Consider the following 16,120-nt stretch of genomic DNA (forward strand, 5'->3'; position numbering starts at 1 on the left):
CGCCGTAGACGGCCGACAGCGCGGCCCGGCGGAAGCCCCGAAAGGCTTCGCCGAGCCGCGCTGCGGCTTCGGTTTCGAGCAGTCGCACTAAAGGCGCGGCTTCTCGCGCATCTCGAAGGCCTCGACGATGTCGCCCTCTTCGATGTTGTTGTAGTTCTTCAAGGTGAAACCGCACTCGAAGCCCTCGCGGACCTCGGTCGCGTCGTCCTTGAACCGGCGCAGCGAGGAGATGGTCGTCTCGATGACGACGTTGCCGTCGCGCATGAGGCGCACCTTCGCGTTGCGCTTGATCGAACCGCTCGTGACCAGCGCACCGGCGATGTTGCCGAGCTTCGAGGAGCGGAAGACCTCGCGGATCTCGGCGGTGCCGAGCGCGACTTCCTCGTACTCGGGCTTCAGCATGCCCTTGAGCGCGGTCTCGATCTCTTCGATCGCCTGGTAGATGACCGTGTAGTACCGGACGTCCACGCCTTCGCGCTCGGCCATGTCGCGGACGCGACCCTCGGCTCGCACGTTGAAGGCGATGATCGTCGCCGACTCGCCGTCGCCCGCCGCGGCGAGGTTGACGTCGCTCTCGGTGATCGGACCGACGCCGCGGTGGATGACCTGCAGGTGCACTTCCTCGGGGATCTCCAGCGCGACCAGGGCCTCTTCGAGGGCCTCGACCGAACCGGCGCCATCGCCCTTGATGATGAGCGAGAGCGTGGTGCGCTCGCCCTCGGCGATCTTGTCCATGAGGTTCTCGAGCGTGGTGCGCGAGACGCGGGACGCCTGCTGAGCGGCGCGGCGGCGAGCCTGACGCTGCTCGGCGATCTGCCGGACCATGCGGTCGTCGTCGGCGGCGAGGAACACGTCCCCCGCCATCGGGACGGACGCGAGGCCCTGCACCTGCACCGGGAACGACGGGGTCGCCTCGGTGACGCGGTTGCCGTCGGCGTCGTGCATCGCCCGGACGCGGCCGTGGGCCCCGCCGGCGACGATCGAGTCGCCGACCCGCAGCGTGCCCTTCTGGACCAGGACGCTCGCGACAGGGCCGCGGCCCTTGTCGAGGTGCGCCTCGATCGCGATGCCCTGCGCGTTGCCCTCTTCCGACGCTTCCAGTTCAAGGGAGGCGTCGGCGGTGAGGAGCACCGCTTCGAGCAGTTCCGCGATGCCGATGCGCGGCTTGGCGGCCACGTCGACGAACATGGTCTGCCCGCCGTACTCCTCGGCGACCAGGCCGTACTCGGTCAGCTGCTGGCGGACCTTGCCCGGGTTCGCGTCGGGGAGGTCGGTCTTGTTGACCGCCACCACGACGGGAGCGCCGGCGGCACTCGCGTGGTTCAAAGCCTCCACGGTCTGCGGCATGACGCCGTCGTCGGCCGCGACCACGAGCACCACGATGTCCGTGACGTTCGCACCGCGAGCACGCATGGCGGTGAACGCCTCGTGGCCCGGGGTGTCGATGAAGGTGATCGCGCGGTCTTCGCCCTCGTGCTCGACGTGCACCTGGTACGCGCCGATGTGCTGGGTGATGCCGCCCGCTTCGCCGGCGACCACGTTGGAGCTGCGGATCGCGTCCAGCAGCTTCGTCTTACCGTGGTCGACGTGGCCCATGACCGTGACGACCGGGGGACGCGCGACGAACGTGTCCTTGTCCTCGGCGTCGAGGTCGATGCCGAACTGCGAGAGCAGCTCGCGGTCCTCTTCCTCGGGGGACACGATCTTGATGTCCCAGTCGAGGTGGGCGCCGAGCAGCGTGAAGGTGTCCTCGGACACGGACTGCGTGGCCGTCACCATCTCGCCCAGGCCGAACAGCTCCTGGACGAGCGTGCCCGGCAGGGTGCCGATCTTGTCGGCGAAGTCGGAGAGCGACGCGCCGCGGGCCAGGCGAATGGTCTCGCCGTTGCCGCGCGGAGCGCCCGACTGCATCCTCGGCGCTGCGAGGTTGTCGAACTCCTGGCGACGCTGACGACGCGACTTGCGGCTCTTGCCTCGGGGGCCGCCGCGACCGAACGCACCGGCCGCACCGCCGCCGCGGGCCTTGCCGCCGCCGCCTGCGCGACCGCCGCCACCGCGGTACGGGGTGGGCGTGCCGGTCGAAGGACCGGAACCGCCCGCACCACCGGCACCGCCACCGGTGCCGCCGCCGGCACCACCGAAGGTGCCGCGGTAGTTGCCGCCGCCGCCACCGGGACGACCGCCGCCGCCACCAGGACGACCTGCGCCGCCACCGGGGCCGCCGCGACCGCCGCCGCGGGCCCCGCGGGGACCGCCGCCGTCACGGCCGCCGCCTGCGGGACGACCGGGCATCATGCCCGGGTTCGGCCGCGGGGGCATCATGCGCGGGCTCGGACGGGGACCGCCCGGGCGCTCCGCGCCGCCGTCAGCGGCGGCGGGACGCGGCTTGGCACCGGCGTTGCCGACGCCGAACGGGTTCTTGGGGCCCGGCTTCGGGCCGCCCGGACGGGCGGCCGGAGCGGGCTTGGGGCCGGGCTTCGGAGCAGCGGCGGCGCGCTTGGCGGCCTCTGCCTGCTCCTGCTGGCGCTTGACCAGTTCCTCGGCGCGCTTCTGCTCCGCGGCCACCTCGATGTCGCGGGCGCTCGTGGGCTTCACTTCGGGCTGGGGCGCGACGGGCGCGGGCTTGGGGCCCGGCTTCGGGCCGGCGGCCGCACCCGGCTTCGGGGCGGCCTTCTTCTCGGCCTTCTTCGCCTCGGCCTCGGCCTTGGCTTCGGACTTGGCGTCCTTGGCTTCGACCTTGGCCTGCATGATCTTGGACGGGCTCGGTGCCGCCGGGCGCGGGCCCTTGGGGGCCGCGGCCTTGGCGGGCTCAGGCGTCGGGGACTCGGTCTTCCCGGCCGACGCTGCCGGGGCGCCCTGTGCGGCGTCGTATTCCTGCCGCAGTCGACGCGCCACTGGCGCTTCGACCGTGCTCGACGCTGACTTCACGAACTCGCCCATGTCACCGAGGCGGGAGAGCAATTCCTTGCTCGTCGTGCCCAGTTCCTTGGCAAGTTCATGTACGCGGGGCTTTGCTGCCACTGCACTCCTCAATTCGAGGTCGTACGGGCAGCGCCCGCCGACCTTATCTACCGACTAGCAACGTGTTCATTCGAAGAACTTCATCGCGTGGTCTTCATTCGGTCTCTACCTGCTTCGTGTGCGGGAGTCGGCCTCTCGGCCGACTCCGACTCGACATGGGCTCGCACCGCTTCAACGTCTGCCGTCCCCTCTATTCTGAGGGCTCGGGCGAACGCACGCTTGCGAACTGCCTGGTCAAGGCAGTTCAGGTCGTGGTGCACATGTGCTCCGCGGCCGCTGAGGCGGCGCTGCGGGTCCGGAACCAAGCGATTCAGGGAACCCTCAGAGCGTTGAACGACGACGCGCAGCAGCTCAGTGGCCGATGCGCGTCTGCGGCAGCCCACACAAGTGCGGACAACCGCTGCGTCACGTTGCGATCCGATATTCAGTCTACCTCCCGGACCGCCGACCGCCACCGGCCGGGCCGGTCTCCTCCTTCGCGCCGCCGGAGACGTGCGCGTCGGACTTGATGTCGATCCGCCATCCCGTGAGGCGCGCGGCGAGGCGGGCGTTCTGGCCTTCGCGGCCGATCGCGAGCGAAAGCTGATAGTCCGGGACGATCACCTCAGTGGACCGGGTGGACTCGTCGACCACCCGCACCGACAGGGTCTTCGCCGGCGACAGGGCGTTCGCGACGAAACGCGCGGGGTCGGCGTCCCAGTCCACGATGTCGATCTTCTCGCCGCCGAGCTCGCTCATGACGGCGCGCACGCGCGAGCCCATCGGGCCGATGCACGCGCCCTTCGCGTTGACGTCCTTCGTTGTGGCGCGCACCGCGATCTTGGAACGGTGACCGGCCTCACGCGCGATGGCCGGAATCTCCACGGCGCCCTCGTCGATCTCGGGCACCTCGAACGCGAACAGCTTCTTCACCAGGGCGGGGTGGGTGCGCGACAACGTGATCTGGGGGCCGCGGGCGGTGCGGTTCACCTGGATGACGATCGCGCGGATGCGCTTGCCGTGCTCGTAGTTCTCGCCGGGGACCTGCTCGTTGAGGGGCAGGGTGGCCTCGATCTTGCCGAGGTCCACAGTGACGATGCCGCGCTCGTTGCGCTCGCCGTGGGCCTGGACGACACCGGTGACGATGTCGCCCTCCTTGCCGGAGTACTCGCCGTAGTTGACCTCGTCGGCGGCCTCGCGGAGCCGCTGGAGGATGACCTGCTTCGCGGTCTGGGCGGCGATGCGGCCGAAGCCCTCGGGGGTGTCGTCGCGCTCCGAGACGACCTCGTCCTCTTCGTTCAGCACCGGCACAAGGACATTGGCGATCCCGCTGTCGCGGTTCACCACTACTCGCGCGCGCTCATCGGCCCCGGGGGTGTGCTTGTAGGCGGTCAGCAGCGCCGTTTCGATAGCGCCGAGGATGGTCTCGAAAGGGATGTCGCGCTCGCGTTCCAGCGACCGCAGCGCGGCCAGGTCGATATGCACCCGTTCTCCTTAAGTCTTGAGTTGTCCTCACCGCGGCCGTTCAAGGCGTGCGAGCCGCGTCTTCGAGCAGACGCTCATCTCAGCTCGATCTGCACCTTGCCGGGCCCCAGCTCGGCATAGGTAGCCGAGCGGCGCACGCCGTCGGCTTCTAGTTCAATCCCCCGCTCGCTGGCGGCCGTGACGCGCCCAGTGAAGGGCTCCTCCCCGATGTGCACGGCTACCAAGCGCCCAATATTACGCCGCCAGTGCCGAGGCTCGGTCAGCGGACGGTCCACGCCCGGCGAGGACACTTCCAGGGTATAGGCGCTGTCGGCGAAGGGCCCGCCCGTGGTCTCCGCCTCGTCCAGGGCCTTCGAGCACGCTTTGGAGACGACGGCCACATCGTCCAGGCTGATCCCGCCGTCCTTGTCGACCAGGACGCGGACGAGCAGCCGCCGACCGGCCTTGGTCACCTGCAGCCCTTCGAGGTCGAACCCGATCTTGGCGACGGCCGGAGCCAGGATCGCCTCCACCTCCGCTTGCCGCTCAGCACCCATGCGCACTTCCCTCCCGTTGGCTGTTCGGCCGAGATTAACCGCCCGGGGACAGAATGGAAAGGCAGCCTGGGAAACTGGGGGGGTGTTCACGACCCGACGCGGACTCCTGGTCGGGGCGGCCGTTCTCACGGCCGCCGGATGCACCCGGGAGACGGCGCACATCATCACGTCCGACGCGGACCTCACCGCCGCGCTCCACGCCGCGCGCATGCTGGCCGCGGCCTCCGACGCCCTGGAATTCGGCGACTTCGCCGAAGACCACCGGACCCACGCCGCCACATTGGAGCGGCTCCTGCGGCCCAATGTGGTCGGCGACCAGACCGGCGAGCTCCCGGCGGACGCCGCCGCGCTCGCCGAGGCCGAGGCCGCCGCCGGGACGGCGGCCCGCGACGCCTGCCTCACCACCGAATCGGACTACGCCGTGCTCCTCGCCGAGATCGCGGCCTGCCGCGCCGCCCACGCGGCGGTGCTCGCATGACCGTCGTCGACACCGGACTCGCCGCCGAGTACGCGGCGATCTACGCCTACAGCGCCGCCACGGTGCACCTTGACGGCGACCCGCGCTGGATCGCCGAGGAGCTCGAGTCCGAGCACCGCTCGCGGCGCGACGCGCTGCTCGACTTCTACGACGAGCACGGGCTCGAAGCGGCCCCGTCCCTGGCCGGATACGACATCGAGCCGGTGGCCGACGCCGCCGCCGCGCAGGAGTTGCTGCTCGGCATCGAGACGAGCGTGACCGCGACCTGGCGCGCGGGCGTGGCCTCCACCGAGCCGCACGAGCGCGAGATCTGCCTGCGGATGTACGGCGACTCCGCGGTCGCGCTGGCCCGCTGGCGCCTCGCGGTCGGCCGGTCCGCCGCCGACCCCTGGCCGGGCCGCCCCGCGTAGCCCGACCCCGTTCACCGACGCGCAACGCGCATTCCATACCCCGTATCCCCGAGCTGCATACCAGTTATGCCATACTCGGTATCTCTCCAGATGGAGAGTGAAGTAGCGATACGAGGTTGCACATGAGTGTCAAGCACAGCCTCCTCGCGCTGCTCGAACGGGGACCCGCCTACGGCTACCAACTGCGGGCCGCGTTCGAGAGCGCCACGGGGAACACCTGGCCGCTCAATATCGGACAGGTCTACACCACCCTCAACCGGCTCGAACGCGACGAACTCGTCGAAGCCCTGCCGGAGAACGACTCCGGTCAGCGCCCGTACCGGATCACCGAGACCGGCCGCCGCCACCTGGCGGGCTGGTTCGCCTCGCCCGTGCAGGCCGCGGACCGGCCCCGGGACGAGCTCACCATCAAACTGGCCCTCGCGGTGACCACGCCCGGCGTGGACGTCGCGGACGTCATCCAGCGGCAGCGGGCGGCGACCTTGCGCCTGCTGCAGGAGTACACGCGGCTCAAATCGGCGGAGGAGCACGCGGAACTGGCCTGGCGCCTGGTGCTGGAGTCGATGATCTTCCGCGCCGAAGCCGAGATCCGCTGGCTGGACCACACCGAGGCCGTCGTCGCCCGCGCCGGAGTGCCCGCGCCGTTCCCTTTCCCGGAAGTCGAGCCCGACTCGGCCGACGCGACGCCTGAACGCAACCGAACCCGAACCCACTAAGAGAGAACGCGGTACCCCCCATGACCGTTCTGCACCTGAAAGGCGTGAGCCGCACCCACGGCACCGGCGAGAACATCGTCCACGCCCTCGTCGACGCCGAGCTCACGATCGAGGCCGGCGAACTCGTCGCCATCATGGGCCCGTCCGGGTCCGGCAAGTCCACGCTGCTCAACCTCGCCGGAGGGCTCGACGCCCCCACTTCGGGCGAGGTCCTCGTCGAGGGCACCGTCCTCGCCTCGCTGAACAAGAAGCAGCTCGCGGGGCTGCGGCGGCGCAGCGTCGGGTACGTGTTCCAGGACTACAACCTGGTACCCAGCCTCACGGCCGCCGAGAACGCGGCCCTGCCGCTGGAACTCGACGGGCTGTCCGCGGGCAAGGCCCGCAAGCTGGCGCTCGAGGCGCTGGAGGAGGTCGGGCTGGACGTGAAGCAGGCCGACCGGTTCCCCGACGAGATCTCGGGCGGGCAGGCGCAGCGCGTCGCCATCGCGCGGGCCCTCATCGGGGAGCGGCGGCTCGTGCTCGCCGACGAGCCGACCGGGGCGCTCGACTCGCACACCGGCGAGGAGGTGCTGAAGCTGCTGCGCCGCCGCGTGGACGCGGGCGCCGCCGGCCTCCTGGTCACGCACGACGCCCGGCATGCGGGCTGGGCCGACCGGGTGGTGTTCCTGCGGGACGGGCGGATCGTGGACACCTCCGCGCCGCTCGCCGGAGCGGACAGCCTGCTCGAAGGCGCGGGTTCGTAACGTGGGACGACTGCTGGCGAGCCAACGACTCGCTTTCAGGATCGCGCGCCGCGAGGCATTGCGCTACAAAGGACGCTCGGCGCTGTCGATCACGCTGCTGGGCCTGCCGCTGCTGGCCGTGGCCATCGGCGTGAGCGCCTACGACACGATGACGCTCTCCGACGAGGAGAACGCGCTCCAGCACCTGGGCGAGAACGACGCGTTCATCCAGGACACCGGCAGCGGCATACCGATCGAGCAGTACTCGTGGAGCGATCAGTGGGCTTCCTACGGGAGCGACGAGGAGTGGGTCGAAGGGGCGACCGGCCCGACTGAGGGCGAGATCCTCAACGCGCTCCCGATCGGCTCCTGGATCGTGCCCTACAGCTTCGACGGCGGTTGGGAGGAGATCCAGGTCCAGACCCCTGACGGTCTCGGATCGATCACCGCCTACGGGTACAACCTCTCCGACGAGCTGTACGAGAAGGCCGGGGTCGAGTTCCTCGACGGCTCGGCTCCGGGGAAGGGCGAGGTGGTCCTCTCCGAGGCCGCCGCCGAGCACCTCGAGCTCGGGGTCGGCGACATGCTCGTCGCCGACCAGACCGTCGGCACGCAGGAGGCCGAGGTGAGCGGGATCGTCGAGATCCCGTGGAACCTGAACGAGCGGTTCGCGATCGGCTCGATGTTCTCGGTCCCGTCCGGGGGCTGGCTGCTGGACACGCCCGAGGAGCTGACGTACGAGGACGCACTGGCCCTCAATGAGCTGGGCGTCACGGTCTGGGCGACCTCGCTGATCGACCGGCCCATGTCCGAGGAGGTCTACTACTCGGAGGAGCTCGACTCGACGCTGTTCATGATCATCGGGCTCATCGTGGTGGTCGTGGCCATGGAGGTCATCCTCTTGGCCGGGCCGGCGTTCGCGATCAGCGCCCGCCGCCGCACCCGCGAGTTCGCGCTGATGAGCGCCAACGGCGCGACACCGGTGCAGATTCGCCGGATCGTCCTGGCGGGCGGCGTCCTCTTCGGACTCATCGCCGCGTTCATCGCGATCGCCCTCGGCGTCCTCGTGGTGTTCGCCGGACTGCCGTTCCTGGAGGGGATCTACGGCTACCGCAGCGCGGGGCTGCGGGTCATGCCGTGGCTGCAGGTCGCGCTGGTGGGGGTCGCGATCGCGACCGGGCTGCTCTCGGCGCTCGCGGCGGCGATCAGCGCCTCGCGCGTCAACGTGGTCGCGGCGCTCATGGGGCGCACACCGGGCCGCAAGGGCTCCAAGCGCTGGCTGGTGATCGGCCTGCTCATGCTCGGCGCGGGCGTCGCCTCGGGTTTCGCGGGCGTGACGATGGGCGTCTTCCCGCTCATGGCCGCGGCGATCGTCCTGGCGCAGCTGGGCCTCGTGGTGTGCACGCCGGCGCTGCTGTCGGCCGCCGCGAAGCTCGGCCGCCTGCTGCCGCTCGCGCCGCGCATGGCACTGCGGGAGGCCGGACGCAACCGCGGTTCGGCCGCGCCCGCGATCGCGGCGGTCCTCGGGGTCGTGGCCGGAGGCATGGTCTTCTCCATGTACATCACCGCCGACGCGGAACGCTCGGAGGAGATGGCGGCCCAGGAGCTCATCGACGGCACCCCGGTGCTCACCTTGACCAACATGGGCGACAGCGATGTCGAGCCGGACTGGGAGTCCGGGTTCGAGGCGTCCCGCCCGGTGCTCGAACGCCACCTGGACGATGTCGAGGCGGTGGAGATCCCGATGTACTCCGCTTGGAACGGCTGCACCCTGCCGCTCGTCGAGGGCATCGAGGGCCAGGCCGAGTGCTCCTGGACCGTGACCCGCCCTGAAGCGAACCAGTGCTCGTACTGGCTCGCTGAAGCCGACGTCGCGACCGAGGACGCGATGCGGGCGGCGGTGGAGGCCGCTCGGGAGGACCCCAACTGCAACGAGACCACCAACGACATCGGCATCAGTTCGGACGGCACTCCCGGTTCGACCGACCCGCGGGTCGTGGCCGCCTACACCGGTTTCGAGGGCGCGGAGCTCGATGAGGCGGTGGCGTTCCTCGAGGGCGGCGGCGTGCTCGTCGCCGACCCGCTCGCCGTCACCGACGAGGGCACGGTCGTCCTCGAGGGCTCGATCTTCGTGTGGACGGAGAACGGCGAACCCGAGACGTTCGATCCGCAGTACCTCGAACTGCCCGCGATGGCCGTCGACGACGAGCTCCTGGGGTTCAACAAGATCTTCTTGAGCCCTGAGGCCGCCGAGCAGATGGGCCAGACGTACAGCGACTGGGAGCGGCAGTACCTGATCGAGACGCCCACTGCGGTCGAGGGTTCGGTGCAGGAGGCCTTGGCCGCCGACCTGGAGCAGGCGACGAGCGGCTCGGACGTCAGCGCCCGGGTCAGCGTCACCGACTACACGGACGACTTCTCGTTCTACATGGTGCTGCTCGTGTCCGGGCTGTGCGCCCTCGTCGCACTGGGGGCGACCGCGGTCTCGACGGGGCTCATCATCGCCGAGCAGAAGAAGGACATGACCACGCTCGGCGCGGTCGGGGCGGCTCCCGGGCTGCGGAAGCGGTTCGCGATGTGGCAGACCTTGATGATCGCCGTGTTCGGTGCCGGGCTCGGCACGGTGGCGGGCGTCATCGGGTACGCGCTCATCCAGCAGGCGCTGAACCGGGCGCTCCAGTTCGTGTACCCGTTCGAGGTCCTCTACGGCTGGGAGCTGCCGTGGGCGGCGATCGCGGTGAGCCTGCTGGCCGTGCCGGTCCTCGCCGCGGTCGGGGCGCTCGTCTTCACCAAGGCGAGGCTCCCGAGTGAGCGACGCCTGACGTAACACTCCAAGGAAGCCAAGGGCCTCAGCGCGAATGCGCTGGGGCCCTTCGGCTTTGGCAGGTCCGACCGGGAGGCGGCGCCGGCTCGACCCCTCGGAGACATCGGCATCTCTGTGAGCCGCCCCGTTCCAGCCTATGCAGGGGGTGCCAATGACAATGCCGCTGTTCAGCGGTGGTGTTCGGGCGTTCCCGCGGGCACGCCGCTGGAGGGCATCGTGAGGATCTCGAAGCCGTCGTCGGTGACGAGCAGCGTGTGCTCGAACTGGGCGGTCCACTTGCGGTCGCGGGTGACGGCGGTCCAGCCGTCGTCCCACATCTCGTGCTCGGCGGTGCCGAGGTTGATCATCGGCTCGATCGTGAAGGTCATGCCGGTCTCGATCACGACTTCGAGGCCGGGGTTGTCGTAGTGCGGCACGTACAGTCCGGAGTGGAACGCCGTGCCGATGCCATGGCCGGTGAACTGGCGGACCACGCCGTACCCGAAGCGCTTGGCGTAGGCCTCGATGACCTTGCCGACGACATTGAGCTGACGGCCGGGCTTGACCGCCTTGATGCCGCGCCACGTCGCCGTCCAGGTGCGCTCCACGAGGTCGCGGGCCTCCTGCGAGACGTCCCCGGCGAGGAACGTGGCGTTGCAGTCGCCGTGCACGCCGCCGATGAACGCGGTGATGTCGATGTTGACGATGTCGCCGTCCTGGACCACCGTGGAGTCGGGGATGCCGTGGCAGATGACCTCGTTGAGCGAGGTGCAGCACGACTTCGGGTACCCGCGGTAGCCGAGCGTCGAGGGGTAGGCGCCGAGGTCGCACAGGTACTCGTGGACGATCTGGTCGAGCTCGTCGGTGGTGACGCCGGGGGCGACGGCCTTGCCCGCGGTCTCCAGGGCGTCGGCGGCGATGCGGCCGGCGACGCGCATCCGCTCGATCGTCTCGGCGTCCTTCACCTCCGAACCGGTGTACGGCGAGGGCGCGGGCTTGCCGACGTACTCGGGCCGCTCGATGGCCTCCGGGACACTCCTGCGGGGACTCTGCCTGCCTGGACGCAGCGCGGGACGGGTTTCCATGCGCCAAGCCTAACCGGAGGGGTTCGGGGGCGGTCCGGTCCGTTACCGAGACGACGCGCAGAAAAGCCCTGGTGACCGCGAAAACCGCTTGCGTTCCGGCACGCCAGGCAGCATTCTGGACTTCCGGCGAGCCCGTGCCCGAGCGTTTCGGAGCGGGGTGATCCGGGACCCCGCGAACACGGCGAACACCGAGAGTCCGAACGACTTTCCTACCGAGCCGGCGCGGGGCGCGGCTCCCGCAGGAGTTCCGCGGTCCGGCTCAGGCCGGGCCCGGTGTACGACACCTGCTGCGGTCGAGCGCCCCGCCTGTCCAACCCAGGCGGCGTGCAGTCGCCCCGCGTCGGCTCTCCACGTCCCCTCCCCCGCACACGCGAAGGCCCGCGGCCTCAGATCGGCTGCGGGCCTTGACGAATTTGACGAATACGGCGGTTACGCGGCTTCGAGCGCCTTGGTGGGCGCCTCCGCGTCCGCTTCGGCCGCCGCTTCCATGTCGGCGGTGCCGACCTCCTGCGCGAGCCGCTCCCAGAGCATCCCCCCGGAGTGGGCCAGCGCGCCGACGATCGACGGGACGAACGGGAGCACCCAGTCGGCGAGGAACCCCGAGTGCGGCATGTTCAGCACGAGCATCGCCGAACCGGCGCAGAGCAGGCCCTGGAGCGTTCCGCGCCAGGCGGCGCGGGTGCCGTCCACGACCGCTTCGCGGCGCTCGGTCGCGGGGTCGTGGAACTCGGAGAGGCCTGCGGCGTCGCGGCGGCCCAGGTAGGCGCCGACGACCGCTTGGACGGCGGTGCCCGAGACGACGGCGGCGAGGAGCAGGTTCTCGGTGACCACGTAGATCAGGACGAAGAGCAGGCCGCCGCCGAGAACGGTGAGCACGCCCCTGATCCAGTCGACCTTCTCGCCGGGGTACCAGTAGTACTTGGTGACGCCCTCGGAAATCTGTCGTTCGAACTTCCCCATGCCGGTCGCTCCCCTTTCGCGGACGCAGCCGTCGGGCTGCGCTTGACACGCACGGAAGTCATTATGCGCGGCACCGGACGGCGGTTCGGCGGAATCCCTTCGAGTCACCTTTGTGGAATTTCGCACAAGATGATCCGGATGTCGGATTTCACGGGCCTGCAGCTGGTGCTGCGTACCAGCGTACGGAAGAGCGGCCGACTTGTGAGTCGGCGATCCGACAGTCGCGTCAGTGGACCTGGACGACCGGGCCGGTGAGGCCCTTGAGCTCCTCGGGCAGGTCCGCGCCCATCGCCTCGGCCAGCTTCACGGCCTCCTCGATGAGCGTCTCCACGATCTGCGACTCGGGCACGGTGCGGATGACCTCGCCCTTGACGAAGATCTGGCCCTTGCCGTTGCCGCTCGCGACGCCCAGGTCGGCCTCGCGGGCCTCGCCGGGGCCGTTGACGACGCAGCCCATGACGGCGACGCGCAGCGGCACGGGCAGGCCCTCGAGCCCGGCCGTGACCTGCTCGGCGAGCGTGTAGACGTCCACTTGGGCGCGGCCGCAGGACGGGCAGGAGACGATCTCCAGGCCGCGTTCCTTGAGGCCCATCGACTCCAGGATCTGGTTGCCGACCTTGACCTCCTCGACCGGCGGGGCCGAGAGGGAGACGCGGATGGTGTCGCCGATGCCCTCGGCGAGCAGCGCGCCGAACGCGGCGGCGGACTTGATGGTGCCCTGGAAGGCGGGCCCGGCCTCGGTGACGCCCAGGTGCAGCGGGTACTCGCACTGCTGGGAGAGGAGCCGGTAGGCCTTGATCATGACGACCGGGTCGTTGTGCTTGACGGAGATCTTGATGTCGCGGAAGTCGTGCTCCTCGAACAGCGAGGCCTCCCACAGCGCGGATTCGACCAGCGCTTCGGGGGTGGCCTTGCCGTACTTCTGGAGCAGGCGCTTGTCGAGCGAACCGGCGTTCACGCCGATGCGGATCGGCGTGCCGGCGTCCTTCGCGGCCTTGGCGATCTCCCCCACGCGGTCGTCGAACTGCTTGATGTTGCCGGGGTTGACGCGCACGGCGGCGCATCCGGCGTCGATCGCGGCGAAGACGTACTTCGGCTGGAAGTGGATGTCGGCGATGACCGGGATCTGCGACTGCCTGGCGATGATCTTGAGCGCGTCGGCGTCGTCCTGGGTGGGGCACGCGACGCGCACGATGTTGCAGCCGGTGGCGGTGAGCTCGGCGATCTGCTGCAGCGTCGCGCCGATGTCCGAGGTGCGGGTGGTGGTCATCGACTGGACGCTGATGGGCGCGCCGCCGCCCACGAGCACGCCGCCGACGTTGAGCTGCCGGGTCTTGCGGCGCGGGGCGAGCGGCTCGATCTCGTGGTCGTGGCGCTTGGTGGGGATACCGAGGTTCACTGCGGTCATGTGGCTAGTTTCCACCTTGATTCGCGGGTTAATTGAAGATAGTGATCGGGTTGACGATGTCTGCGGTGATCGTCAGCAGCATGAAGCCGCCCAGGAGGACGATGACAGCGTAGGTCAGCGGCATGAGCTTCAGGTAGTCGACACGCCCGGGGTCGGGCCGTCCGCGCCTGGCGGCGACCCACGAGCGGGCCTTCTCGTACCAGGCGATGGCGATGTGCCCGCCGTCCATCGGCAGGAGCGGCAGCAGGTTGAAGATGCCGATGAAGTAGTTCAGGACGACGAGGAGCATGAAGAACATGGCCCACTGGTCGTACTGGACCATCTCGCCGCCCAGGCGCGAGGCGCCCACGACGCTGACGGGCGAGTCCGCGCTGCGCTCGCCGCCCATGATCGCGTCCCACAGCGGCGCGATCTTCGAGGGCAGCTGGCCCAGGGCGATGAACGTCTCCTTGAACATGTCGCCGGTGACGCTGGCGGTCTCGCCGATGCCGTCGATCGGGCCCACGGCGATGGCGGGTGCGATCGCGGGGTCGACGTAGCCGACGACGCCGAGGCGGGCGACCGTCTCGGTCTCGCCGTCCTCGGTCTCGACCGCGGCGGGGTACGGGGTCACTTCGACGGTCTTCTCGGTGCCGCCCGATTCGACCGTGACCGCGACGGGCTCGCCGGGGGTCAGCTCGGAGACCGTGGCGACGAGCGATTCCCAGCCGTCGACGGCCGTCCCGTCGACGGCTTTGATCGCGTCGCCGTCCTGGATGCCGGCGGCGTAGGCCGGGCCCTCGATCTGGCCGTCGGGGCAGTCCCCCGTGGCGGCCTCGGTGTCGGTGGAGACGACGCACGGGGAGACGGCGACCTGCGCGTTCGCCTGGGATTCGCTGACCGCCTCGGCGTAGGCAGGGTTCTGGGTGACGCCGACGAACGCGACGAGGATCCACAGCGCGATGAAGCCGATGATGAAGTGGGTGACCGAGCCGGCGGCGAGCACGACCGTGCGCTGCCACAGGGGCTTGCGCCAGAAGACCCGCTTCTTGTCGGCCTCGTTCAGCTCCTTCTCGTCCTCTTCGAGCGGGGTCATCCCGACGATCTTGACGAAGCCGCCGAGCGGAATGCCCTTGAGGCCGTACTCGGTCTCTCCCTTGTGGAAGGACCACAGGGTGGGCCCGAAGCCCACGAAGTAGCGGGTGACCTTCATGCCGAAGCCCTTGGCCGTGAGCATGTGGCCGAATTCGTGCAGGCTCACGGAAATGAGGATCGCCAACGCGAACAGGACGATCCCGGTGATGTAGGCCAGCAAGTCGGTCTCCTTCTAACGCTCGGACGCGTCCAACACTAGCCGCCGGGCGCACGCGCGCGCCCAGTTCTCCGCCTCGAGTACGTCTGCGACACCGGCGGGTCGCCCGAACTCGGGGCTGGCGGCGAGGACGGCTTCGATGGTGTCGACGATGCCGAGGAACGGGAGCCGCCCGTCGCGGAAGGCCGCGACGGCCTCTTCGTTGGCGGCGTTGTAGACCGCGGGCATGAGGCCGCCCGCGCGGCCGGCGGCCTTGGCGAGGGCGACGGCCGGGAACGCGGTCTCGTCGAGCGGCTCGAAGTGCCAGTCGGCGGCCTTCGTCCAGTCGACCGGACGCGCGGCGCCCGGGAGGCGGTCGGGCCAGGCGAGCGCGTGGCCGATGGGCAGGCGCATGTCCGGCGGGGAGGCCTGGGCGATGGTGGAGCCGTCGGTGAACTCGACCATCGAGTGGATCACCGACTGCGGGTGGACCACGACCGCGACGTCGTCGTACGGCACGTCGAAGAGCTCGTGGGCCTCGATCACCTCGAGGGCCTTGTTGACCATGGTCGCGGAGTTGATCGTGACGACCGGCCCCATGGCCCACGTGGGGTGGGCGAGCGCCTGGTCGACGGTGACCTCGGCGAGTTCGCCACGGGTCCTGCCGCGGAAGGGGCCGCCCGAGGCGGTGAGGATGAGTCTCGCGACCCGCTCCATCGAACCGGAGCGCAGGCACTGCGCGAGCGCGGAGTGCTCCGAGTCGACCGGCACGAGCTGGCCGGGCTTCGCGAGATCGCGCACGAGCGGGCCGCCGGCCACCAGGGACTCCTTGTTGGCAAGGGCCACTTGGCGTCCGGCCTTCAGGGCGGCGAGCGTGGGCTCGAGGCCGATGGAGCCGTTGATGCCGTTCACGACGGTGTCGCAGGGCCAGGCCGCGAGTTCGGTCATGGCCTTGCGTCCGGCGATGAGCTTCGGCATCCGGGCGTCCCCGGAGGTCCAGCCCGCTTTGGTGGCGGCGGCGAAGAGCCGCAGCTGGACGTCCTCGAGCGACGTGGCGTCGGCGACGGCGACGACGTCGACCCCCAGTTCGATCGCCTGCTCGGCCAGGAGCGCCGGGTTGCCGCCGCCCGCGCCGATACCGACGACGCGGAAGCGGTCGGGATTGGCGCGGACGATGTCGATGGCCTGGGTGCCGATGGAGCCGGTGGACCCCAGGAGCACGATCTCGCGTTGGTCAGTCACGGGCA

General features: G+C 70.0%; 14 protein-coding genes. 5 read left to right on the forward strand and 9 right to left on the reverse strand.

Features of this window, described 5'->3' with window-relative positions; translation table 11 throughout:
* Positions 1 to 87: 87 nt before the first annotated feature.
* The 4 genes from infB to rimP form a co-directional block, all read right to left on the reverse strand.
* Positions 88 to 3,021 (reverse strand): translation initiation factor IF-2, encoded by a 2,934-nt coding sequence (gene infB, locus AB0I03_RS18525; RefSeq protein WP_360414277.1) that lies wholly within the window; start codon positions 3,019 to 3,021, stop codon positions 88 to 90.
* An 80-nt stretch (positions 3,022 to 3,101) separates the two neighbouring features.
* Entirely contained in the window at positions 3,102 to 3,443 is a 342-nt protein-coding gene (locus AB0I03_RS18530) for a YlxR family protein (RefSeq protein WP_360414491.1), read from the reverse strand.
* 7 nt (positions 3,444 to 3,450) lie between these two features.
* Positions 3,451 to 4,485, reverse strand: coding sequence for a transcription termination factor NusA (nusA, locus tag AB0I03_RS18535; RefSeq protein ID WP_360414280.1), 1,035 nt, complete (start codon positions 4,483 to 4,485; stop codon positions 3,451 to 3,453).
* Positions 4,486 to 4,559: 74 nt separating this feature from the next.
* Entirely contained in the window at positions 4,560 to 5,021 is a 462-nt protein-coding gene (rimP, locus tag AB0I03_RS18540) for a ribosome maturation factor RimP (RefSeq protein WP_360414283.1), read from the reverse strand.
* Positions 5,022 to 5,103: 82 nt separating this feature from the next.
* Between rimP and AB0I03_RS18545 the strand changes: the two genes are divergently transcribed.
* The 5 genes from AB0I03_RS18545 (at position 5,104) to AB0I03_RS18565 (ending at position 10,174) form a co-directional block, all read left to right on the forward strand.
* Positions 5,104 to 5,499 carry a hypothetical protein gene (locus tag AB0I03_RS18545; RefSeq protein WP_360414286.1) on the forward strand — a complete coding sequence of 132 codons (396 nt, stop codon included), beginning with the start codon at positions 5,104 to 5,106 and terminating at the stop codon, positions 5,497 to 5,499.
* The gene (locus AB0I03_RS18550; RefSeq protein WP_360414289.1) at positions 5,496 to 5,909 is read left to right on the forward strand and encodes a DUF4439 domain-containing protein; all 414 of its coding nucleotides are present in this window, start codon (positions 5,496 to 5,498) and stop codon (positions 5,907 to 5,909) included. The genes AB0I03_RS18545 and AB0I03_RS18550 overlap by 4 nt, the downstream gene beginning before the upstream one ends.
* A gap of 122 nt (positions 5,910 to 6,031) precedes the next feature.
* On the forward strand, positions 6,032 to 6,625 hold the full coding sequence (locus AB0I03_RS18555; protein ID WP_360414292.1) for a PadR family transcriptional regulator: 594 nt from the start codon (positions 6,032 to 6,034) through the stop codon (positions 6,623 to 6,625).
* Positions 6,626 to 6,645: 20 nt separating this feature from the next.
* Positions 6,646 to 7,368: an ABC transporter ATP-binding protein gene (locus AB0I03_RS18560; protein WP_360414295.1), complete on the forward strand. Its 723-nt coding sequence runs from the start codon at positions 6,646 to 6,648 to the stop codon at positions 7,366 to 7,368.
* A gap of 1 nt (position 7,369) precedes the next feature.
* Positions 7,370 to 10,174 (forward strand): FtsX-like permease family protein, encoded by a 2,805-nt coding sequence (locus AB0I03_RS18565; protein WP_360414298.1) that lies wholly within the window; start codon positions 7,370 to 7,372, stop codon positions 10,172 to 10,174.
* A 164-nt stretch (positions 10,175 to 10,338) separates the two neighbouring features.
* On the opposite strand, the gene map is transcribed toward AB0I03_RS18565, so the two are convergent.
* The 5 genes from map to dxr form a co-directional block, all read right to left on the reverse strand.
* Positions 10,339 to 11,235, reverse strand: coding sequence for a type I methionyl aminopeptidase (gene map / locus AB0I03_RS18570; RefSeq protein WP_360414301.1), 897 nt, complete (start codon positions 11,233 to 11,235; stop codon positions 10,339 to 10,341).
* A 429-nt stretch (positions 11,236 to 11,664) separates the two neighbouring features.
* Positions 11,665 to 12,195, reverse strand: a complete 531-nt coding sequence (locus AB0I03_RS18575; RefSeq protein ID WP_360414304.1) for a hypothetical protein — start codon at positions 12,193 to 12,195, stop codon at positions 11,665 to 11,667.
* A gap of 226 nt (positions 12,196 to 12,421) precedes the next feature.
* On the reverse strand, positions 12,422 to 13,603 hold the full coding sequence (gene ispG, locus AB0I03_RS18580) for a flavodoxin-dependent (E)-4-hydroxy-3-methylbut-2-enyl-diphosphate synthase (protein ID WP_360414307.1): 1,182 nt from the start codon (positions 13,601 to 13,603) through the stop codon (positions 12,422 to 12,424).
* A gap of 28 nt (positions 13,604 to 13,631) precedes the next feature.
* The gene (locus AB0I03_RS18585; RefSeq protein WP_360414494.1) at positions 13,632 to 14,894 is read right to left on the reverse strand and encodes a site-2 protease family protein; all 1,263 of its coding nucleotides are present in this window, start codon (positions 14,892 to 14,894) and stop codon (positions 13,632 to 13,634) included.
* Positions 14,895 to 14,909: 15 nt separating this feature from the next.
* Positions 14,910 to 16,115: a 1-deoxy-D-xylulose-5-phosphate reductoisomerase gene (dxr, locus tag AB0I03_RS18590; RefSeq protein ID WP_360414310.1), complete on the reverse strand. Its 1,206-nt coding sequence runs from the start codon at positions 16,113 to 16,115 to the stop codon at positions 14,910 to 14,912.
* Positions 16,116 to 16,120: the final 5 nt, after the last annotated feature.

Source organism: Glycomyces sp. NPDC021274, from assembly GCF_040641195.1.
Lineage (GTDB): Bacteria > Actinomycetota > Actinomycetes > Mycobacteriales > Micromonosporaceae > Glycomyces.